This is a genomic window from Melioribacter sulfuriphilus (assembly GCF_052656625.1).
The window spans coordinates 276028-299987 of sequence record NZ_JBQXXK010000001.1; the positions used below are offsets into that span (position 1 = coordinate 276028).

Sequence of the window (23960 nt, forward strand, 5' to 3'; positions counted from 1 at the left end):
CGTGTGTATTAGCAATCGAATAAATTGTGTTAAATAACATACAAAAGGAAAAAATCAGATGAAGAATTCATTTAATATTCTTTTCATTGTGAAGAAGTATTACATTTTGCTAATTCTTATTTCAAGTATGGTAATTAACGGGCAAACTGAAAATCAGAAATGGGTTGGTACGTGGACGACTTCGCCACAACTGGTTGAACCTCAAAACAATCCTCCTGTTCCGCCTGGATTGAGTAATAATACTATTCGACAAATCGTTAGAGTTTCTATTGGTGGTAATATATTGAGATTACGTCTATCCAACGAATTTAGTAAATCGCCCATCACAATTAACGCTGTTCACATTGCAGTATCAAAAGGAAATGGTGTAATTGATAAATCGACAGATAAATCTCTTACTTTTAACGGTAAACCTGAAGTTATAATTCCAGCCAGTGCGGCTATTACATCTGATCCACTTGAATTTAATTTGATGCCATTGACTGACTTAGCCATTACAATTTATTTCGGAAATACGCCGTCTGATATTACCGGACATCCAGGTTCCCGAACAACGTCATATATTCTAACGGGTAATAACGTCGATAAAGAGGATTTTACAAATGCAATTACAACTGACCACTGGTATGTAATAAATACGATTGATGTTCTAACTTCCGATTCAGCTTTTGCTGTAGTTATACTTGGAAATTCAATTACAGATGGCCGTGGTTCCGGTACGAACAAACAAAATCGCTGGCCAGATGAACTTTCCAAACGACTGCAGAACAATCAAGCTACTCAACATGTAGCTGTGTTGAATGCTGGCATTGGTGGTAATCGCGTATTAAAACTTGGTCTTGGACCAACAGCACTTAGTAGATTTGAAAGGGACGTGCTCAATCAGAATGGAGTAAGATGGTTAATTATTCTTGAAGGAATTAATGATATTGGGGGCTCTAATAGCATTGAGGTGGCAGACGATTTAATCGAGGCCTACAAGCAGATGATTTTTAATGCCCACTCTAAAGGGATTTACGTCTATGGAGCAACGCTTTTACCAATGAAAGGTCATTCTTACTATTCTGAATTGCGCGAATCAGCAAGACAAAAAGTTAACGACTGGATCCGAAATAGTGGATACTTCGACGCAGTCATCGACATGGACAAAGCACTGAGAAATCCAGAGGATACATTAAGCCTTTTACCCGAAGCCGATACGGGCGATCATCTTCATCCTAATGAAACCGGTCACAGGATGATGGCAGAAGCTGTCGATTTATCTCTCTTTACCAGAACAGAACCTGTTACTATAGATACAGAATTACATTCGATTTTTCTTGAGCCCGAATGTGGAACAGGAGGAAGTAACTGGCAAATTATTACTGACAATGAAGCATCAAATAATAAATATGTTACGATTAAAAACGGACTCCAGAGTTTAAATCAGGCACCATCTGGAGAAGATGATGTTATTACTCTTGCTTTTACTATCGATTCGACAGGTCTATATTATCTGATGGCACGTGTCAATTGCGCCACATATAACGACGATTCGTTCTGGATAGGAATTGACGACACTGATTTTCGAATGTACAATGGACTTACTTCAAGCGGGTGGGAATGGAAATTACTGGATAATTATCAATTGCAGAAAGGAGAACATTTTATCAAAATTTCATATAGAGAAGACGGTGCAGCCTTGGATAAGTTGGTCTTATCGAACGTGGAGTTCTTCCCAATAGGCAAAGGCGATTCTGCCATCAATTTATGCAGCACTACTGATATAAAAGATTCATTCGAAAAAAATGTGGGATTTATTCTTCAACAAAACTATCCAAATCCCTTTAATCCACGAACAAGGATAACTTTTAAGATTAATAAAGCCAACGAGGTATCGTTAAAAATTTATGATTTGTTAGGAAAAGAAATTGTTACCCTTGTTGAAGGTTATAAGCAAGCGGGAGAATATGCAGTTGACTTCGACGCAAATAAGTTATCGAGCGGAATCTATATTTGTAAATTACACGTCGGAAAAAATACCGACTCTAAAAAAATTGTTTTGATGAAATAGCAATTACTTCAGGGGAGTAATTAATGAAACTAATTATTAACATTTTACTTTTCACCGCAATGATATTTCCGCAAAATAAAATTGAGCGGAATGCTTACAGGATTAATCCAGTCGATATCCGCAACGTTAGATTGACGGATAACTTCTGGTTGCCAAAAATCAAAACAATTCAGGAAACCACAATCAAATATGCTTTCAAAAAATGCGAGGAAGAAGGTCGAATGGATAATTTCCTCGTTGCTGGAGGGAAAAAGAAAGGTGAATATCGTGGTAAAATGCCGTTTGACGACACCGACTTATACAAAATTATTGAAGGTGCCGCTTATTCATTGGTTAGTAATCCGAATAGTGAGTTAGAGGCGTACATCGATTCAGTAATTGCAATTATCAAAACGGGTCAGGAAGAAGACGGCTATATAACCACCTGGTTTACAATTAATCCTCAAAAGCCACCGGCATGGTGGGTCAAACCATCCAGTCGAAGGTGGGAACATCTCGAAAGCAGCCATGAACTTTACAACAGCGGTCATCTATTCGAGGCAGCTGCTGCTCACTACTATGCAACCGGCAAAAGAAATTTCCTCGATATAGCAATTAAAAATGCCAACCTGCTCGTTGAGAATTTTGGACCAAATAAACTAAGAACACCACCAGGTCATCAAATTGTGGAAACCGGGTTGATCAAGCTCTATCAGATTACCGGTAACGAAGAATATATGAAATTAGCAAAGTTTTTTCTGGATGTCCGAGGAGATTCTTCCACGCATAAACTTTACGGAGAATATGCTCAGGACCACAAACCTGTTTACGAGCAAAAAGAGGCAGTAGGTCATGCAGTGCGTGCTCTTTATATGTATGCTGCAATGACTGATATTGCAGCCTTACTTAATGACGAAGCCTATAAAAATGCTGTATTTACATTATGGGATAACGTAGTTAATAAAAAGACTTATCTAACAGGTGGGCTTGGTTCGCGTCATGAAGGAGAATCTTTCGGTGAAGATTATGAATTACCCAATCTGACAGCTTACTGCGAAACCTGCGCTTCGATTGGAAGCGTTTACTGGAATTACAGATTATTCAGAATGACAGGTGATACAAAATTTTTTGACGTCATTGAACGAACGCTTTACAATGGATTGATTTCCGGAATTTCTCTCGACGGTAAAAATTTTTTCTATCCAAATCCTCTGGAATCAGACGGAGAATTTAAATTTAATATGGGCGCCTGTACCCGCCAACCGTGGTTCGATTGTTCGTGTTGTCCCACAAATCTAATTCGCTTTATCCCTTCATTGCCTGGTTTGGTCTATTCTTATGATAACGACACTTTATTTGTAAATCTGTTTGTCGATAGCAGGGCAGAAATAAAATTGAAAAACGCTGATGTTAATTTAGTGCAAAAGACTTCTTACCCTTTAGATTATAAAATTACAATCAATATTGAACCGCACAATGCCACACAATTTACTTTAAAAATTAGAATACCCGGATGGTCGAAAAACACACCTTTACCTGGCAATTTGTATCGTTATCTCGATAATCAGAATTCATCAATCACTTTACTTGTAAACGGCAAAAAACAAAATTTGATATTAGACAGAGGATACGCTGTTGTTAATAGACTTTGGCAGAAAGGTGACACTGTAGAATTAATACTGCCAGAAGAAGTAAAAAAGGTTTTGGCTAACGAAAATGTAAAGGAAGACCAAAATAAAGTAGCTCTTGAGCTGGGTCCTTTTGTTTATTGCGCCGAAGAAATCGACAATGAAAATATAAATGATATTTTTATTAGTAGAGATGCAAAGATTACTATTAAGGAAGATAATGTATTATCGGAAAGAGTGCCGATCGTTATAATAGAAAAAGGGGACATTCAAATTAAGATGATTCCATACTATCTCTGGTCTAACAGGGGGGTCGGAAAAATGAAGGTATGGTTGCCACTGCAATAATAAAATCAATAAGAGAATTTTTTCGAGGCAGAACTTGAGAACAATCAATTTAATAAATCTATCGACACTTATACTATTTTTCACAGTTAATAGTATATTGAATTCACAGGTAGTTATTCCACGGCAGAACGACTCGACGAGTTGTACCTGGCATGCCGATAATGGAAATGGAACATTTACAAATCCAATTTTTTACGAAGAATTTTCGGACCCCGACTTAATTCGTGTAGGGAGTGATTATTATATGACAGGTACAACAATGCATGCAATGCCAGGTTTACCCGTACTTCATTCGAAAGATTTAATTAACTGGGAGCTTTTAAGTTACGCATGCGAACAACTCGATTTGGGTCCAGAATTTAGAATGGAAAACGGAAAAGAGATATACGGTCAGGGCTTCTGGGCGCCGTGTTTAAGATATAACAATGGTGTGTTTTATATTTTTAGCAATGTAAATCGTTATAATACACAAGTATTTAAGGCAGTCAATCCTGCCGGTCCGTGGGAACATTTTCAAATGAACGTGTCGCTGCATGATTTATCTGTTTTATTCGATGATGACGGTAAAGTCTATGTAGTATGGGGTTATGATGAAATTAAATTGGCCGAATTGAATGAGGATTTGACCGATTTAGTTCCAGGTACAGAAAAAGTAATTATTCCTGCTGGAAGCGGAGCCGGCGAAGGAAGCCACTTTTATAAAATTAATGGGAAATATTATATAACAATTACAAACTGGGATCCAACTTGCTATCATGTATGTGCAAGAGCTGACAATCCTTATGGTCCATACGAAATCAATGTAATTAGTTCGGAAGAAAATATGGGTGTCGGGACAACCTGGCGTTTGTGGGACACACAGAATGGACCGCCTTTTAATCTTGTGAAGTATGATGAAAATTACATCGGTTGCATTCCAATGCATCAAGGTGGCATTGTTGAAACTGATAAAGGCGAATGGTGGGGCTTCTCGATGATGGATTATAATTCTTTAGGACGAGTTACTGTGCTAAGTCCTGTAACATGGAAAGATGGCTGGCCTTATATGGGACTGCCGGGAAACTTGAAACGCTCACCCCGAGTCTGGATTAAACCCAAAACCGTATCTTCTTCAGTTCCAACTTCGCCATTTGAAAGGGATGACGATTTTAGCGGTCCTCAATTAAAAAATGTATGGCAATGGAATCATCTACCGAATAATAGCAAATGGTCTTTAAATGAAAGAAAAGGATTCTTACGCCTACACTCTTTACCAGCGGAGTCATTCTGGCATGCTCGAAATTCTTTAACACAGCGAGCAATTGGTCCTGAATCGTATGCAATTACAAAGATGGAATTTACTAATCTTGAAATTGGTGATAATGCTGGCCTTGCTCTGCTTAACTTACCGTATGCATGGATTGGAGTTGTTAAAACAAAAGAAGGAAATTTACTTCAGTATTATAATCAGCAAAAGAACGAAAAGTGGTCGCTACCGTTAGATTCTAATACAGTATGGTTGAGGGCTTACTGTAACTTTGACGATGATTTTGCTTATCTAAGTTATAGCTTAAATGGCAGGGACTACATAACCATTGAGGATAAAATAATTTTACCATATCAATTAAAAACTTTCCAGGGAGTAAGGTATGCTCTATTCAATTTTAATATTGAGGGTAAAGAAGGGGGCTACGCAGATTTTGATAGCTTTGAAATAATTGAACCTCGTTGTAAAGGTTTGACCAAACCAATTCCATACAACAAAATTATTAAATTGATTTCCATAGCTGATAGCACTGTCCTGGTTAACTGGAAAAATTTTTTAAGACCTGTACCTTTTGATAGTAAGTTGAGCCAGGGCAACAAAGCATTATTTCGCCTACTCGACAGAGGCAATGGTCGTATTGCTTTGCAATCAGTTGAATCGGGTGGATTTGTTACTGTAAAAAATTATGGAGATATGGCAGAGGTGCGTATTGAAAAAGAAGAGCAGGGCTTAGCCTCTGTTTTCCAATGGGTCGATATGTTAAAAGGAGATATAATGCTTATGTCTTTATATACTCATAAGTATTTGTACGCTGCACCGTATGCCGGAAGTCTTTGCTCTGCAAATTCAAAAGGAGCGAGACCTGATCGTAAAGGAGGCGAATGTTTCACCTGGATTGAAGTGAAATAAATTTTCAATAATTGGAGGGGGAAATGAAAAAAATAACTATAATTCTTTTTGTTTTTCTTTTTTGCAGTTTCAGTTTCGCCCAGATAACTCAACAAAAGACTTACATGAATCCTGTTATCCCTGGTGACCACCCAGATCCTACATTAACAAAAGTCGGAAAAGACTTTTATACCTCAGGGTCGTCATTTAATCCAACACCGAAGATATACCATTCAACTGACTTAGTGCATTGGGAAGTAATTGCACAACCCGTCTCCCCATCATGGACAGAATATGGAAATAGCCCCGGCGGTGGAATCTGGGGCGGACATATGGTCTATTACAAAGGAAAATACTGGCATTTCTTTGGACGTGGCGGGGGTAGTATGTATTTTGTAACAGCAGATAAACCGGAAGGACCCTGGAGCACACCTACTCGAATGAGAGTACCATCAAGTATGCCAGCAGGACTGGGCGTTGACAATTCAATTTTTATCGATGAAGATACCGGTAAATGGTACTTACTAACAAAAGCAGGTCAGCCTAATAATCATATTGTCGAACTTGGTGACGATGGACAACCGACAGGGAAAGTATATAACCTGACATGGCTTAATCCAGCTCCATCATATCCTTATGGTTGGGCTGAAGGGCCCGTGATGTGGAAACATAATGGTTATTATTATTATAGCTTTGCACAACATTTAGTCGGCAGTCAATATGTAATGCGAAGTGATACCTTAACAGACGATAAATCAAAATGGACAATAATTGGAACAAACATATTTACAGGTAGCAGTACACTTTTTACTACGCCAAATCATATTTCTCCTGCAGTAAAATTAGATGATGGTACAAGCTGGGTTATTGCTCATAGCTATCATAGTAGTAATTGGTATGCACAGGGTCGTCAGGGTTTGTTATGCCAGGTAGTTTACGACGAAAATGATTTTCCAAAAATTCTAAGACCATCCAGCAGTGCAGCTGTGGCTCCTAACCTGCCAAGCAATGGCATCCCCTGGGCAGTCCCTCATTCAGATAATTTCAATTCAGTTAAGCTTCATCCTGAATGGTCGTTTCTTGGCTATACACCGGATAATACTTATTCACTCACAGAAAGACCAGGCTGGCTGAAACTCGTAAACATTAATAAAGGTGGAAGAAATACTGTAATTAAAAATGACGGTGAACATAGTTATTCATTAATTACACGCGTCGATTTTGAACCCGAATCCACTTCAGACGAAGCAGGCTTGTGGATAATTAATGGTCCCGAAACTCATCAAGTAAAACTATGTTCGACATTAGATCAAAATGGTAATAAAGTTATTTCATTTAGCTTTAAGAACACAATTTATCAGGTTGAAAATACAATAGGCTCTACTCTCTGGCTTAAATTAGTTAGAAATGAACACAAAATGTCGGGTTACTACAGCAGTGATGGCTTTTACTGGTTTCAGGTAGGTAATGAAATTGATGCGTCAGAAATTGATAAAGAGGTAACGCAGTTCAATAACTTTACAGGCAATTATCAGGGTCTCTATACAATTGGTAGCCCAGCCTTTTTTGATCTCTATATTTATAGAGATGCTTATACTGAAATATCGGCTTTAAATCCCGCAGACCAATACGGCACAACCCCTTCTACCGTAAGCAATACACTCAATAGTATTCATAATAATGATTGGGCAATGTATGCTGGCGTAGAATTTGGAAATAACGATTATCCTAAAAAACCGGATTCACTAATAATAGTGGCTTCTTCAAACACGTCGGGTGGTAAAATTGAAGTTGTTATCGATTCACTTAACGGCACTAAAATAGCAGAATGTGAAATTGTGAATACTGGTAGCTGGTCTTCATATAAGGAATTCAAAACAAATGTTCTTGAAGAATTTAGTGGAATGCACGATCTTTTTTTGATTTTTAAAGGAAATGAAAATCAAGAACTCTTCAGATTAAAATCTCTACGGTTTATTACAAACTCAACTCCCACATCAATGAATGATAAATCAAATAGAAGTAAACCAGCTACATTTGAACTATATCAAAATTATCCGAATCCTTTTAATCCATCTACAACTATTAAATACACTATACCAGTAAATAGTGAAGTGACGATAAAGATATTTGATTTAATGGGTAAAGAGATAGCAGTACTTGCAAATAATAAGTACCATCAGGCAGGAACACATACAATTGAGTGGAATGGAAAGGATAAAAATAACAACGAAGTTGCCTCAGGTATATATTTCTGTCAGGTAACCAACAACCTTGGAAGCAGGGCAATAAAATTAATATTATCGAAATAAGTAATAATTGCAGGGGCAGGAAAAATGAAAAAGTACATTCTTGTTTTTCTAATTAGTCTTTTTGGTATCAGTCGTGCTCAACAATTACCAATTTCATATAAAGTTGAAAATAGCTGCCTTGATTGTCCTGTCCCACAATTACCTTCAATTAATGAATTGCCTGTAATAAAATCTTTACCCGATCCATTTATGTGGTCGGATACAACGCTAGGCCGAATTAAAACTATACAGGACTGGAAATGTAGGCGTTGTGAAATAGGGAGAGAAATCCAGTATTACGAAACTGGAATTAAGCCACCACCACCAGATTCTTTGTATGCAAAATATGAGGATAGTTTGTTAACAGTAACAATAATCGAAAATGGTGATACACTTGTTCTAACTTCACGAATTACAATACCAGAAGGTGAAGGTCCTTTCCCTGCAGTAATAGGTGTAGGATTTTGGGGCGGTACAGGGAGTCTGCCTCCGTCTATTTTTACAAGTCGAAATATTGCAACGGTACAATATAATTTCAGTGAAATAGCACCGTGGGGTTTTGATGTTAAACGTGGCACAGGTGGATTTTATAAATTATTTCCTGACCCAGAAGTTGGATTTTTTACTGCATGGGCATGGGGAGTTAGTCGTATAATTGACGGTCTGGAAAAGATTCCTGATTTGAAAATTGACCTGTCGCGACTGGCAATTACAGGCTGCTCTTTTGCAGGTAAAATTGCTCTCTTTTCTGCAGCGTTCGACGAGCGAATAGCATTGACAATATCTCAGGAATCAGGTGGGGGTGGCTATACTGCCTGGCGTGTTACCGAAACTCTTTCAGGTTCAAGAGAAACTTTGAGAAATGCACAGGGAGCTCCCTGGTATTTGCAGAGTTTGAATCAATTTAATTATTGTGTAACAAAACTTCCTTACGACCACCACGAACTGGTGGCTATGATTGCTCCGCATGCTCTTTTCGTAACGGGAAATCCTGATTACGAATGGCTCGCTGATGAATCGGGGCATGTAGCTTCTCTGGCTGCGCGCGAGGTCTGGAAAGCGCTTGGTGTCCCCGATAGATTTGGATTTTCTATTGTAAGCGGGCATCAGCATTGTACTGTCCCATCTTCTCAAATACCTGAAATAGAAGCTTTCATCGATAAATTTCTTCTGGGTGATTCTACTGTAAATACGAATATTCAAACAACGCCGTATAATATAGACCTTTCAAAATGGATTACATGGAGTACGCCTCAATTAAAATATGTTCCTGCTTCTGATGGCAATGAAAAAAATAATTGACAATATTGTGAACTATAGAAATTATCCAGAGCTATTTAATCCTGAAAAATGAATAATAAGTGTACGCAGGAGGCTTTATTAGCTTTAAAATATAATAGATGAGGAAGTTAAGACTCTTTTGTCTGTATACAATATCATGGGAAATACGAATTAGTATCCACTAATGCCGAGCTTTCATCGGATGATTACTTTTGTGATTTAAGATCAGATGATTGTTTGAAAGTTACCAAACTACCATTCATCAGATAATAAAAAATGTACGATTTTGTTTTAAATATTTATCCAAATTATGTAACTTACTTAAGAATATTGAAACGATTCAATTATAGTTAAAACATTTAAGAGAAATAAAAATCATTCATAATCATTAGAAGGTAGTTTCATGATAAGGACTTGTTTTTCTTCGTACAAATTATATCTGTTTATATTTTTCTTAACTTTATTCTTTTCTACTTCTTTTGCTCAATCAATAACGGTAAATGGCAAAATAACAGCCTCACGTTTTCCCGTAAAACAAGCAAAAATTACTTTTATCAATAAGTCCGATACAACCATTCAGTTTTCAACTCTATCGGATGATAATGGTAATTACAGAATTGATATTTTAACATCAGTTCAGGATGATTTTACTATTCCTTCAAGTTTTACACTGGGACAGAGTTATCCAAATCCGTTTTCGTCAAGTACTGCTATCCCTTATGGATTGCATAATGAAAACGATGTAACAGTTACCATCTATGATGTGCTCGGTAGAGTGGTGCGAAAATTTAATGTTGGGCGTCAAACCGTCGGTACACACAGTATCATCTGGGATGGCACAAACGGAATCGGTCAGAAAGTCGCCAGCGGTATCTATTTCTATAAATTGGAGGCAGGCGGCGAATCGCAGGTTAAAAAGATGATCTTTAATCAAAACGGAAGTACACTGGTACCGTTGCAGGGCAATTTTTCTTTCGAGAAACTGAATAAGAATTCGGCTTCGCTTATGAGTAATGAATATTTCGTCCGTATAAGTAACGATTTCAATACAATGCCTTATGTAATTGAAAATGAGTATGGCATAGTTGCCTTAAGTAATGATACTACAATTAATTTTTATGTCTCATATCTCCCTACGGTTTCAATTAATCCAGAAATTAAACATCAGATAATCAGAGGCTTCGGAGCTGCCAATATTGTGCAGTGGCGACCCGATATGACCGATTCAGAAATAAAAACTGCATTTGGTACAGAAGATGGTCAACTTGGATTGTCAATCTTAAGAATACGTATTCAACCTCAAGAAAATATGTGGGGTACTAATGTACCTACTGCAAAAAAAGCACACGAAATGGGTGTTAAAATTGTCGCCTCGCCCTGGAGTCCTCCAGCATCAATGAAAACAAACAATAACCTTGTCGGTGGCGAATTAAGAGAAGATTCATACGATGATTATGCTCAACATTTAAAATCCTTTGTTGGATACATGGCTTTACAGGGAGTGCCAATTTATGCTGTTTCTGTACAGAATGAACCGGATATAACTGTAAATTACGAGTCGTGTGATTGGAATGCAGAGCAAATGATTAAATTCCTTAGAGAAAATGCACCGGCAATTGGAACAAAAGTAATGGCGCCGGAATCGTATCAATTCAGACATGTACTATCTGATCCAATTCTGATGGATTCGCTTGCATGTGCTAACCTCGATATTGTTGCAGGACATATCTACGGCGGAGGTCTTGCACCTTATCCTCTGGCAGAAGAAAAACAGAAAGAAATCTGGATGACAGAACATTTAACTTATAGCGATAGCACAGTAAATCCAACCTCCTGGAAGCTGGCTTTTCCCCTTGCAAAAGAAATTAACGACGTAATGAAGAGCGGTATGAGCGCTTATATCTACTGGTATTTAGTGCGTTTTTATAGTTTCATAAGTGATGGTGAATATAGTAGCGGAAGAAAAGGAGACGTTACTAAAAAAGGATTTATTATGTCTCAGTACGCTCGTTTTATTCGTCCAGGTTATTACAGAATTCAGAGCGATATAGCACCTATAGTTAGTAGTACATATGCAACTGCATATATTGACCCTGATACTCAAAAGCTAATTATTGTGGCAATTAATAATGCCGATGAATATAAAGAAAATGTGTTTAGAGTACCTATTTCTGTAACCTCATTTATACCATACACTACTTCAGAAACTATAAATTGTAAGGCAGGTAATACAATAGAAGTATTAAATGGGCGATTTATTTTTAAGATGGAGCCGAAAAGTATAACAACATTTATATCAAACTAATTGATCAATATTTATTAATAAATTAAGGAGGCAATGTATGAAGGTGAAAATCTATAGTATTATGACGTGGTTAATCGTTGCAGTTTTTGTAATGAGCCCGTCAATCATAAAAGGTCAATTGGTAACTAATGGAAGTTTCGAAAATACCCCGGTCGGACCAATTACCGGAAATATCGAAGGCTGGGTGTTGAGTGTTGGAACTTCGGTTACAACACCTCCCGATTTTGCAATAGTTGATAATCCTGTCAAGCATGGGAATCATGCTTTTAAGGTAGTAATTAATAGTCTCGGACAAAATGACTGGGACATTCAACTTGTAGCAGATAGCATCCCTGTTGAACCGGGAGAAACATATATCTATTCAATCTGGGCAAAAGCAGAAACGAGTGGAGCCGAAGCGAATTTTACCGTTGGCAATTACTCGTATAGTGAATATGGTGCTATCAGACCTGCCCGATTAACTACTGAATGGCAGGAATTCACAATGGAATTTACTATAACGGACAATCAAACTATAATCCGTGCTCCGATCCATTTTAACAAAGCTGGAAATACAGGTAATACAATTTACATCGACAATTTAACAATTATTAATAAGAATGATTTACCATCACCGTTAAAGCCGATTGTGCTTGAAGTTGAAAATGCTCAGTTAGGCAGCGACCTGGAAATTCATCAAGATGGCGATATTACATATGTTACGCCAAAAACTACTTTCATTAACAGCACCAATCCTGGTAGTGCATCAAAAGTTATTACATTCGAAGTTACATTTGTTGATACCGGATCGTATGATTTATTTGCAAAAGTACGTGTCGGTGCAAATCAATATAACGACGATAGCTTTTTTTATGGAAACGGATTCGGAATTAAAGATACACTTAATGACGACGATTGGGTACTGGGTAATGGGTTACAGGTAGCAGGTTTTAATGAACCTGATAATATCGTAAAAGATCCAGGTGGATTGGGCGACGGAGTGTGGAAATGGGTAAATTTATCGCATAATAATTTTGGTGAAGCGCCTGTAGTCTTTAAAGTTGAAGGAGATACACTTACCCGTATATTTCAAATAGCAGCACGCGAGGATGGTCTTGATATCGATAAAATTGCATTTGGAAAGTCGTATCTTTATTTCACAGTAGATAACCTCGAAAACAAAACGCCTGGCTCGGATAAATTGCCTGGCGAGGTGTGGGCTGGTCCTCCAATTGCTTCCAAGCAACCAAAATTTTTGGGCTCGGCGTACAGTGCTGCTCAGGCCCCGAATTTTGAAGCTTACTGGAATTCTGTCATTCCTGAAAACGGAGGCAAATGGGGTAGTGTAGAATCATCACGCGACCAAATGAATTGGAACGAACTTGATGCCGCTTACAAACTGGCAAAAGATAATGGCTTTGTATTTATTTATCACGTTTTGATTTGGGGCAATCAACAGCCGTCATGGATTAATAATCTTCAACCAGCCGAACAACTCGAAGAAATTCGCGAATGGTTCCAGGCAGTTGCTGACAGATATCCTGATATCGACTATTTACAGGTTGTAAACGAACCTTTACCAGGACATGCTCCAGCACAATACAGAGATGCTCTGGGAGGTGGAGGCTCAACTGGATGGGACTGGGTAATCAATGCTTTTAAGATGGCTCGCGAAATATTCCCGGCCAAAACAAAACTGATGATTAACGATTATAATATTGTGAACAGTTCTACAAACACAAGCGCATATCTCAAATTGATCCGATTACTGCAGGCAGAAAATTTGATCGACGTTATCGGTGTTCAGGGACACGCATTCTCCTTGAATACTGCAGTTTCTGTTATTAAAAAGAACCTCGACTCGCTTGCGTCTACTGGATTGAAAATTCAAGTAACGGAACTTGACATTGACGGATTAACTGACGAAAAACAATTGCAGGACTATCAAAGAATCTTTCCTGTTTTCTGGGAACATCCGGCAGTTGAAGGTATCACTCTCTGGGGTTGGCGACCCGGTCTATGGCGTAATGATCAAAAGGCTTATCTTGTAGATGCCAATGGTTATGAAAGACCCGCTCTGACCTGGTTGCGGAATTATCTTGATACCGTCGTAGTGTCGGTTGAAAAGACGGACGATTTGCCAAAAGATTTTTACTTATCGAACAATTATCCTAATCCATTCAATCCCACGACGAAAATTAATTATTCACTCTCGAAAACCGTAAATGTATCCTTGAAAGTTTATGATGTACTGGGGCGCGAAGTAAAGACTCTGGTACATGGAATCCAAAATCCAGGTTCTTACACTGTTACTTTCGATGCCTCTGATCTTTCGAGCGGTGTCTATTTCTATCGTCTTGAAGCCGGGAATTATTCAGAAACAAAACAGATGTTGTTAATGAAATAAAATTATTACGCGGGGTTGGTTTGCAGTGGATCTGTGAACCAACCCTTTTTTTTGAAATAACTGATTACGCCTGAATAGTGATAGGTCTAACATGAAAAAAATAATTGCTTTGGTTATAAGTTTTCTGCTCTTTCAAAATGGTATTATTTATAGCCAGAATTTTATAACAACGGAAAAAGAAGGAACTGCTTTTACTATTGCAGAAAACGGGAAAGCCGCACCAATTTTCTACAGCAACGAAGATTATCCAGGCGTAATAAGAGTTATCAAGCAACTTAGTATTGATATAAAATCTGTTACTAACACTAAACCAGAAATCTATGATAGTAAATATCCTCCAACAGATTTTGCCATCATCGTTGGAACTCTTAATAAAAGCAGCTTGATTAAAAAGTTAATTGAGCACAATAAAATTGACCTAAAGGATCTCGAAGGGAAATGGGAGCAGTTTTATATACAGACAGCTGAAGAGATACTTCCGGGTGTTAAAAAAGCTTTGCTTATAATTGGAAGCGATAAAAGGGGAACGATATTTGGAATTTACGATTTATCAGAGAAAATTGGGGTATCGCCGTGGTATTGGTGGGCAGACGTACCTGTCAAGAAAAAACAAGCCCTATACGTCAAGCCTGTTAAATACACAATGGGAGAACCTGCAGTTCAATACCGGGGAATTTTCATAAACGATGAAGCTCCTGCTTTAACTGGCTGGGCTTATGAAAAATTTGGAGGTTTCAACCATCAATTTTATCAACACGTTTTTGAATTGATCCTCCGATTAAAAGGAAATTTTTTGTGGCCTGCAATGTGGGGTAAATCATTTTTTGATGACGACTCGTTAAACCACAAGTTGGCAGATGAATATGGTATTGTAATCAGTACTTCGCATCATGAACCGATGATGAGAGCTCACGTCGAATGGGCACGTTATGGTAAAGGTCCGTGGAACTATACTAAGAACGATAGTGTGTTGAGAGAATTCTGGCGTGAAGGAATTAAAAGAATGAACGGATATGAAAGCATTATCACAATTGGAATGCGCGGCGACGGCGATGAACCGATGAGCCAGGAAGCTAATATTGCCTTACTTGAAAGAATTGTCAAAGACCAGAGAAATATTATTGAAGAGGTTACAGGTAAAAAAGCTGAAGAAGTTCCGCAGGTATGGGCTCTATATAAAGAAGTGCAAGACTACTACGATAAAGGAATGCGTGTACCCGATGATGTAACTTTATTGCTTTGCGACGACAACTGGGGAAATATTAGAAAATTGCCTGACCTGAATGAAAAACAGCGGAAAGGAGGCTACGGAATCTATTATCACTACGATTACGTTGGTGGTCCAAGAAACTATAAATGGATTAACACCAACCAGATAGAACGCGTTTGGGAACAGATGCATCTGGCATTTGAATACGGCGCAAGAAAAATCTGGGTAGTAAACGTCGGCGATATTAAACCGATGGAATTCCCGATTGAATTTTTCCTCGATTACGCATGGAACCCCGATTTTATTCCACTTGAAAAACTCGGCCTTTATTCTTACCAGTGGGCTAAAGAAAAGTTCGGCGAAGAATTCGCAGGCGACATTGCCGACATTCTGAATAAATATACAAAGTACAATTCACGCAGAAAACCCGAATTATTATCACCTGAAACGTATAGCCTCGTTAATTTCAGAGAATTTGAAACCGTTGTCGACGACTATAAAATCCTTTATGAAAACGCTAAATTAATTTATGAAAAATTACCTGCCGAATATCACGACGCATATTATCAACTTGTGCTTCACCCAGTTGAAGCTTCTTCAAATCTTTATGAACTTTACTACTTTGCAGCAAAGAATCGTTTGTATGCAAAACAAAAGAGAATATTGACAAATCAAATGGCTCAAAAAGTTAGAGAACTTTTCGAAAGAGATTCATTAATAACAGAATACTATCATACTCAAATTGCAGATGGAAAGTGGAACCACATGATGTCGCAGACACACATTGGATATACTTACTGGCAGCAACCAGAAAAAAATGTTATTCCTAAATATGAAATAATCGATAATCCTCATATCTCTGAAATGGGTGTCGCTGTTGAAGGTTCCGAAGATTTTTATCCGAACTCAAAAACACTCGAATTACCACCTTTCGAATCGTTCTACAAACAGAAACATTATTTTGAAATTTTTAACAGAGGTAATAAACCGTTTGATTATGAAATTATAGCCGACGATATTTTTATCATCGAAAACAAAACAGCTACTATCGAAACAGAAAATCGGTTATGGATTTCAGTAGACTGGCAAAAAGTAAAAAAGGGAATTAATACATATTTTATTAAAGTTTTAGGACCTGGTAATGAAGTTTGTTCATTGAAAGTAGTGGTTAAAAATCCTGAATCATTTGATTGCGACAATAATTTTATCGAAACCAATAATTATATTTCAATTAAAGCTCATGATTATTCACGTAAAATTGAATCGGGAAATATTAAATGGGTGACAATTCCAAATCTCGGAAGAACATCGTCAGCTGTAACATTTTTCCCCGTTACTGAGAGCATCAATATCTCAAAAAATAGTCCACACTTAGAATATGACATTTATCTCTTCAGTAAAGGAAATGTTAATGTCCATGTCTATTTATCACCGACACTCGATTTTAACGACCATCACGCCGAAGACAGTATTGGTCTACGTTTAGCAGTATCAATAGACAATAATTCACCAGTTATTATTAACATGCATAAAGGCATTAATCTTAAAATGTGGGAAAAATGGGTCGCAGAAAACATTAACATACAAACAACTACACACGTTGTTGATAAACCCGGAAAACATGTTTTGAAAATATGGGCAATTGATCCGGGCGTTGTAATTCAAAAAATTGTTTTAGAGACTGGTAAAATTGGCTATTCGTATTTGGGGCCTCCAGAAATGGGGAGGAGGGATTAGAGATTAGGGATTAGGGATTAGTTAATAGGGAATAGGGATAAGGGATTAGGAGGGGTAGAGGAGAGGTAAGTTTGAGGTTTGTGTTAAATCGATTTTTTTTAAAAAAGACCAGAGTAAATAAAAGCGATTATAAATTGTCGGTTGAAAAATGAAAAAAATTCTAACATTAATGCTTTTGATGGTATGCATGTCTAATGCTCAGGAAAAATTTACAAATCCAATTTTGATGGGTTTTTATCCCGACCCGAGCATATGTAAAGTGGAGGACAACTATTACCTAATAAATTCGTCTTTTGCATATTTTCCAGGAATCCCAATTTTCCAAAGTAAAGATTTGGTCAATTGGAAATTAATAGGCCATGCTCTCGATCGGCAGGAGCAAATGAATACAAACGGACTCGGTGTATCAAGAGGTATTTTTGCTCCTTCCATAAGATATCACAAAGGTATTTTTTATATTACATGTACTCTCGTTGATGCGGGCGGTAATTTTATTATAACTGCAAAAGATCCTTCAGGGCCATGGTCCAATCCGGTTTGGATTCCCGAAATAAATGGTATCGATCCCTCTCCTTTCTTTGACGACGACGGCAAAGCTTATATCGTTTATAATAGTGTAGCTCCTGATGATAAACCATTATACGACGGTCACAGAACAATTAGAATAATTGAGTTTGACCTCAAGAATCTTAAAGTAAAGGGGAAAGAAAAAATTCTTATTAATGGGGGAACCGATTTATCGAAAAAACCGATCTGGATCGAAGGTCCTCATATTTTTAAGAAAGATGGATATTATTATTTAATTGCAGCTGAAGGTGGAACGGGAGATAATCATTCGGAGGTTGTTTTTAGAAGTAAAAGTTTATTCGGTCCTTACGAATCGTACAAAAACAACCCGATACTAACACAAAGACACTTAAACCCGAAGCGGAATAATCCGATAACTTCGACTGGGCACGCAGATTTTGTAATGACAGATGAAGGCAACTGGTGGGCTGTATTTCTGGGGTGCAGACCTTATGATGATGGCTATTATAATACTGGCAGAGAAACTTTTCTTGCACCTGTTAAATGGATTGACGGCTGGCCTGTTATTAATCCCGATTATGAAGAAGTACAATATTTCTATCACTTACCGATTAAACCTGTAACAAATTTTGCTACCCGAAAATATAGCGGCAACTTCAGGTTTGTTGACGATTTTAATGATACTCTATTGTCGGGCGACTGGATTTTTTTAAGAACGCCAGTAGAAAAATGGTACAGTTTGATCGGTAAAGCAGGATATCTTAGAATAAAACTAAGACCCGAAACATGTTCGGGTACCGGAAATCCATCTTTTGTGGGTCACAGACAACAGCATATTAAATGTAGTGTAGAAACTAAAATTAATTTTCGTCCAGAATCTAAATTTGAAAAAGCCGGTATCGTAGTTTTTCAGAACGAGAAGCATTTTTATTATCTGTGTAAATCTCAAAATGACGTCGGAAGCACGATACAACTATTTAAATCAACGAGCAACAATGATATCGAATTGATTGAGGAAAAAATTATTCCCGAAGAAATTCAAAGTGATGATCTATTCTTAAAAATTGTATCCGAAGGAAAAGAATATTCGTTTCACTATGCCTGGAATGAAGGTCAATGGCATTCTTTCAAAAATAAATTGGATGCCTCATTTTTGAGTACCAAAGTTGCTGGTGGATTTGTTGGAGCAGTATTCGGACTTTATGCAACTTCGTCAGGGAAAGAATCGAATAATAAAGCTTTCTACGATTATTTCATCTATAAGGGAAATGACGACGTCTATTATTCGAATGAATAGTGATTCCGGTTTCCTTATTTTTGCTTTAAATAAATTTCATAAAATAATGGCGGTAGCAAAATGGATGATTTAATCAAAAAAATCAGTTATTGTATTGAACGAGGTAAAGTAAACAAGGCTGCTCCATACCCTCCTGATTTGAAGGATCAAGAAGGCGCCGACGAACTTACTATTAAAGCCCTGGACTCAGGAATAAAACCGTTTGAAATTCTGGACGCATGCAATGTCGGTATGAAAATTATAGGTGAAAAATTCAGCAGGAACGAAGTATTTGTACCCGAACTTCTTATGGCAGCCAGGGCAATGCAAGCAGTGATGAATCATCTCAAACCGTATTTTCAAACGGGTGAAGTGAAAAAGAAAGGTAAATTTGTTATCGGTACTGTTGCCGGCGATTTGCACGATATTGGAAAAAATTTGGTAAGCATGGTTGTTGAAGGTAATGGTTGGGAAGTAATAGATCTTGGTGTTGATGTTAAAACGAATAAATTTCTGGAAGTGATAAATAATAACAGAGACTGCACTGTTGGGCTGAGTGCATTGCTTACTACAACAATGGCAAACATGTCCTCCACAGTTGCAGAAATCAAAAAAAATTTTCCAGATATTAAGGTAATTGTAGGCGGCGCTCCAGTAACTAAGGAAGCTGCAATTAAAATGGGCGCCGATGCATACGGCGACAATCCACAACAGGCCGTTGAAGTTCTCGAACAATTTTTGGCAGGGTAAAATGCACTCTTTTATTGAAGCTGTAAAAAGCGGGAAAATACTTATATCCGACGGAGCCTGGGGAACATTTCTATACGAAAAAGGACTTGCTTCGGATGAATGCCCTGAACTCTGGAATTTAACTCACCGCCAGAAAGTATTTGAAATTGCCAAAAGTTACATCGAAGCTGGTTCAGATATGATTCTTACTAACAGCTTTGGCGGTAGTCCCTATAAATTAAAAAGGTATGGTCTGGACGATAGGACATACGAAATCAATAAAGCGGCTGCCGAAATTTCCAGAGAAGCTGCCGGCTATGAGCATTACGTTCTCGGTTCGGTTGGACCAACAGGCGCAATTTTAATGATGGGCGATATTACGGAAGCTGAACTCTTTGAGGGATTTAGACTTCAAATTAAAGGATTGGTAGATGGTGGTGTCGATGCCGTATGTATTGAAACCATGTCCGACATCAACGAAGCACTCATTGCAATTAAAGCTGCCAGGTCGGTGTGCGAATTACCGGTAGTTTGCACTTTTACTTTCGAAAAAACCGTCCACAACGAATACAGAACAATGATGGGGGTAACTCCTGCACAAATGGCTGTCGAATTGAAAAATGCTGGCGCTTCGGTAATTGGCACTAACTGCGGCAACGGCTTCGACCAGATGATTGAAATCGTTAAAGAAATAAGAGCCGTGGAAAAAGAATTACCTCTTCTTGTCCATGCAAATGCCGGGAAACCTATCTTCCAGGATGGAAAGACTGTATATCTTGAGACCCCCGAATCGATGGCTCAAAAGTTAAATCTTCTTATTGAAAGCGGTGCCAATATTATCGGCGGATGTTGCGGTACTACTCCTCGTCATATAGAAGCCTTTGTTAAAAAAATTAAAAAGTAGTACGCATGTTTACGATTAAAAACAACGTGAGCAAAAGTATAATATTGGACCTCGAGCCACAGCAGATTACAATTCAAAAAGAAGAAATCGATTCTGTAATCGGATATAAAAATGCAGAACACCATTTTTCGAATATTGTAAATGAAATTCTTTCATTGTTAACTGATAAAATTAATCCCCGTGCAGGGTATGTAATTATTGATAATATTAATTTCCCCGATAAAAAAAGTATCCAGTTGAACGATACGATTTTTCAAACAGGACCAATTGTTACCAGTCAATTGAAAAATGCCGAATTGATGTTCGTTTTTCTTGCTACCATCGGCGATAAAATAGAAAAATGGATAGAAGAATTACGTAAAGAAGGGGAGCTGGCTTATAGTTATATTGCCGATATAATTGCTTCTGCCGCTGCCGAAAAAACTGCCGATTTCATTCACGATTATATTACAAGAGAAATGGAAAAAAATAATATGGGAGTTTCCAACAGATATAGTCCCGGTTATTGCACTTGGCATGTTAGCGAGCAGCATAAGCTTTTTTCTTTATTCCCGAAAAATTTTTGCGGTGTAACACTCAAAGAATCTGCTCTAATGGTGCCCATTAAATCGATAAGTGGAATTATAGCAGCGGGAAATAAGGTCAAGTGGAAGGATTATTTATGTGATACGTGTAACGTAAAAGACTGTACTTACAGAATTAAAAATAAACAAAAAAGTAATAGTTGAGGAAGTTATGACAGACAATCAATGGGAAATATTGAAAAAAGTAATCAAAGGTGAAAAAGTAGAACCCTTGCCAGTTGGATTTATAATTGACAGTCCCTGGCTACCTAATTGGTATGGAATTAAGATAGTAGAATACTTTGCAAGTGAAGAGCTCTGGTTCGCGGCAAATTTAAAAGCAATCAATCAATTTCCTGACGTAATATTTTTGCCAGGTTTTTGGTCCGAGTATGGAATGTGTACAGAGCCATCGGCATTTGGTGCTCGTTCGTCTTTTCCGCCAAATGAATTTCCGCACGCTCATAAATTGATTAATTCAGCAGATGAAATCGAATCTTTGCATCAACCAAATCCCGTAACAGATGGACTCCTGCCGTTGATGTTAAATCGACTCAAATTATTGCAAAGCAGGATTGAAGAAAATGGCCATAAAATTAGATTTGCTGTAGCACGAGGTCCTTTGAATATTGCCAGTTACTTGATGGGTACTACTGAATTTCTTACCACAATGATGATGATGCCAGGTAAAGCACACGTTTTATTGAGAAAAATTACAGACTTTCTTAAAGATTGGCTTGATTTACAGAGAAAAACTTTCCCATCTATCGACGGAATATTTTTGCTGGATGATATTATAGGATTTATTGGCGAACCTGAATTTAAAGAATTTGCTCTGCCATATTATAAAGAATTATTCAATACGGATGTGTCGATAAAATTTCTGCATAATGACGCACCGTGTAAAGTTTCTGCGCCTTTTTTGAATGAAATGGGAGTTAATTTATTTAATATGGGAATTGATGTTTCGCTTACTGAATTGAAAGAATTAACACAAAATAAAGTTACACTTGTTGGCAATTTACCGCCGCGCGACGTACTTGCCGCCGCTACTCCAGAAGAAGTTGCAGCAGCTACGAAAAAAATGCTCGACGATTTGAAAGATAAATCAAGATTGTTCGCATCATGTGGCGGAGGGATGCCTCCTGGTGTAAAAACAGAGAATATCAATGCGTTCATCAACACCGTTAAAAACTATAAAATATGACAAACAAAGAATCAAAAAGCTCTTACGTTAAAATTACTTCAACAACTCGAGTTTTGTAAATTATTGTTACGGAATTATTGCCATGAAAAAATATCTTATTTTGTTCTTATCCATTTTTATATCATCGTATAAAATTTTCCCTCAGTCAGAAATAAATGATTATAAAGTAGCTGACTGGTTCAATTTTAAAGATGCTGCAATAACATATACGTTTGACGACAATTGTGCTAATCAACTTAAAGAAGTTGTCCCGATGTTTGATCAGTATAATTACAAATTAACTCTTTTTATTGTTACCAATTGGAATCCTGACTGGGAAGGTTTAAGAAAAGCCGCAGCAAATGGACATGAGATTGCCAGTCATACCGTAAGCCATCCTTTTCTCGATCAGATGCCAGAAAATGAACTCGAAAGCGAATTGAAAAATTCCGCTGAGTTAATAGGTGCCAATATCAGAAAAGGAGAGCCTCTTACAATTGCATATCCATATTGCCGCGAGGGCAAATTATCAGTAGTAAAAAAATATTATGTAGCTGCAAGAGGATGTCAGGGTTACATCGAAAATAAGACGCCGTTGGATTTCTATAATATAAGTTCTATAATATGTGGCTCAGAAGGGCCTGTTAAAACTGTTAAGGATTTTAATGACAGAGCTGAAGAAGCAGCAAGACTGAAAGGATGGTGTGTCTACCTTTTGCACGGTATAGATAACGACGGCGGTTATTCGCCTTTGCCCTCTGATACTTTAAGAAAAAGTCTCGATTATCTGAAAAATAATGATGACAGATTCTGGGTCGATAACTTTATTAATGTTGTTAAATATATCAGAGAAAGGAACTGTCTTACGATTAAAGAAAATTACAATAATAACGATACGATTAGCTTTATCGTAACCGATACTTTGAACGATAGCATTTACGATTTCCCGGTGACGATACGCCGTAAAATTCCAGCGGGATGGCAATCATATTCACTGATGAAAAATAATAATGAACTCGCTTCAAAAATAATTAATGAAAATGGACAGAATTATATAGTCTTTAATACAGTGCCGGATAGTTTAGAAATATTACTCATTAAAAATGAAACCACAAATATTAATGACGAACTTATTGACGATAAATTTAAATCCGGTAGGTTGAATACTAACTATCCGAATCCATTTAATCTTACAACAAACATTTCATTTTCTTTAAGTGAACCCGATATTGTAAAACTTACAGTTTATGATATTTTAGGAAGACAGGTAGATTCTGTATCAAAAAATTATTCTTCAGGGTTTCATCGTTTAGTTTATAATGCCAGTAAATTAACAGGTGGTATCTACTTCTACACACTGGATACGAGCAGAGGCAGACTTGGCGTTCGTAAAATGTCGCTATTGAAATAGTAACTGCCAAT

General features: G+C 37.4%; 14 protein-coding genes and 2 pseudogenes. All 16 read left to right on the forward strand.

All coding sequences use genetic code 11. The features are described 5' to 3' along the window. The first annotated feature begins 58 nt into the window (after nucleotides 1-58). The 16 genes and pseudogenes from ACUN8G_RS01265 (at nucleotide 59) to ACUN8G_RS01340 (ending at nucleotide 23949) form a co-directional block, all read left to right on the forward strand. Nucleotides 59-2053, forward strand: a complete 1995-nt coding sequence (locus tag ACUN8G_RS01265; protein WP_437346986.1) for a GDSL-type esterase/lipase family protein — start codon at nucleotides 59-61, stop codon at nucleotides 2051-2053. 23 nt (nucleotides 2054-2076) lie between these two features. After that, on the forward strand, nucleotides 2077-4008 hold the full coding sequence (locus ACUN8G_RS01270; RefSeq protein ID WP_437346987.1) for a glycoside hydrolase family 127 protein: 1932 nt from the start codon (nucleotides 2077-2079) through the stop codon (nucleotides 4006-4008). Nucleotides 4009-4042: 34 nt separating this feature from the next. Further along, entirely contained in the window at nucleotides 4043-6163 is a 2121-nt protein-coding gene (locus ACUN8G_RS01275) for a family 43 glycosylhydrolase (protein WP_437346988.1), read from the forward strand. A gap of 23 nt (nucleotides 6164-6186) precedes the next feature. Then, on the forward strand, nucleotides 6187-8454 hold the full coding sequence (locus ACUN8G_RS01280) for a family 43 glycosylhydrolase (protein ID WP_437346989.1): 2268 nt from the start codon (nucleotides 6187-6189) through the stop codon (nucleotides 8452-8454). 24 nt (nucleotides 8455-8478) lie between these two features. Then, entirely contained in the window at nucleotides 8479-9735 is a 1257-nt protein-coding gene (locus ACUN8G_RS01285) for an alpha/beta hydrolase family protein (protein ID WP_437346990.1), read from the forward strand. Between the two features lie 382 nt (nucleotides 9736-10117). Beyond that, nucleotides 10118-12019: a T9SS type A sorting domain-containing protein gene (locus ACUN8G_RS01290; RefSeq protein ID WP_437346991.1), complete on the forward strand. Its 1902-nt coding sequence runs from the start codon at nucleotides 10118-10120 to the stop codon at nucleotides 12017-12019. 91 nt (nucleotides 12020-12110) lie between these two features. Further along, a pseudogene (locus ACUN8G_RS01295) lies at nucleotides 12111-12521 on the forward strand (carbohydrate binding domain-containing protein); the annotation flags it as partial. A 705-nt stretch (nucleotides 12522-13226) separates the two neighbouring features. Then, nucleotides 13227-14099: pseudogene (locus ACUN8G_RS01300) on the forward strand (endo-1,4-beta-xylanase); the annotation flags it as partial. 12 nt (nucleotides 14100-14111) lie between these two features. After that, complete coding sequence (locus tag ACUN8G_RS01305) at nucleotides 14112-14405, forward strand: T9SS type A sorting domain-containing protein (RefSeq protein ID WP_437347127.1); 294 nt, start codon at nucleotides 14112-14114, stop codon at nucleotides 14403-14405. 91 nt (nucleotides 14406-14496) lie between these two features. Further along, nucleotides 14497-17352 carry a glycosyl hydrolase 115 family protein gene (locus tag ACUN8G_RS01310; RefSeq protein WP_437346992.1) on the forward strand — a complete coding sequence of 952 codons (2856 nt, stop codon included), beginning with the start codon at nucleotides 14497-14499 and terminating at the stop codon, nucleotides 17350-17352. Nucleotides 17353-17500: 148 nt separating this feature from the next. Continuing rightward, nucleotides 17501-19177 (forward strand): glycoside hydrolase family 43 protein, encoded by a 1677-nt coding sequence (locus tag ACUN8G_RS01315; protein ID WP_437346993.1) that lies wholly within the window; start codon nucleotides 17501-17503, stop codon nucleotides 19175-19177. A 60-nt stretch (nucleotides 19178-19237) separates the two neighbouring features. Next, entirely contained in the window at nucleotides 19238-19906 is a 669-nt protein-coding gene (locus ACUN8G_RS01320; RefSeq protein ID WP_437346994.1) for a cobalamin B12-binding domain-containing protein, read from the forward strand. A gap of 1 nt (nucleotide 19907) precedes the next feature. Beyond that, nucleotides 19908-20789 (forward strand): homocysteine S-methyltransferase family protein, encoded by an 882-nt coding sequence (locus ACUN8G_RS01325; RefSeq protein ID WP_437346995.1) that lies wholly within the window; start codon nucleotides 19908-19910, stop codon nucleotides 20787-20789. A gap of 5 nt (nucleotides 20790-20794) precedes the next feature. Further along, a complete protein-coding gene (locus ACUN8G_RS01330) occupies nucleotides 20795-21517 on the forward strand; it encodes a vitamin B12 dependent-methionine synthase activation domain-containing protein (RefSeq protein WP_445480889.1) in 723 nt (240 codons plus the stop codon). Nucleotides 21518-21524: 7 nt separating this feature from the next. Next, nucleotides 21525-22559, forward strand: a complete 1035-nt coding sequence (locus tag ACUN8G_RS01335; RefSeq protein ID WP_437346997.1) for a uroporphyrinogen decarboxylase family protein — start codon at nucleotides 21525-21527, stop codon at nucleotides 22557-22559. A gap of 82 nt (nucleotides 22560-22641) precedes the next feature. After that, entirely contained in the window at nucleotides 22642-23949 is a 1308-nt protein-coding gene (locus tag ACUN8G_RS01340) for a polysaccharide deacetylase family protein (RefSeq protein WP_437346998.1), read from the forward strand. The last annotated feature ends 11 nt before the right edge of the window (nucleotides 23950-23960 follow it).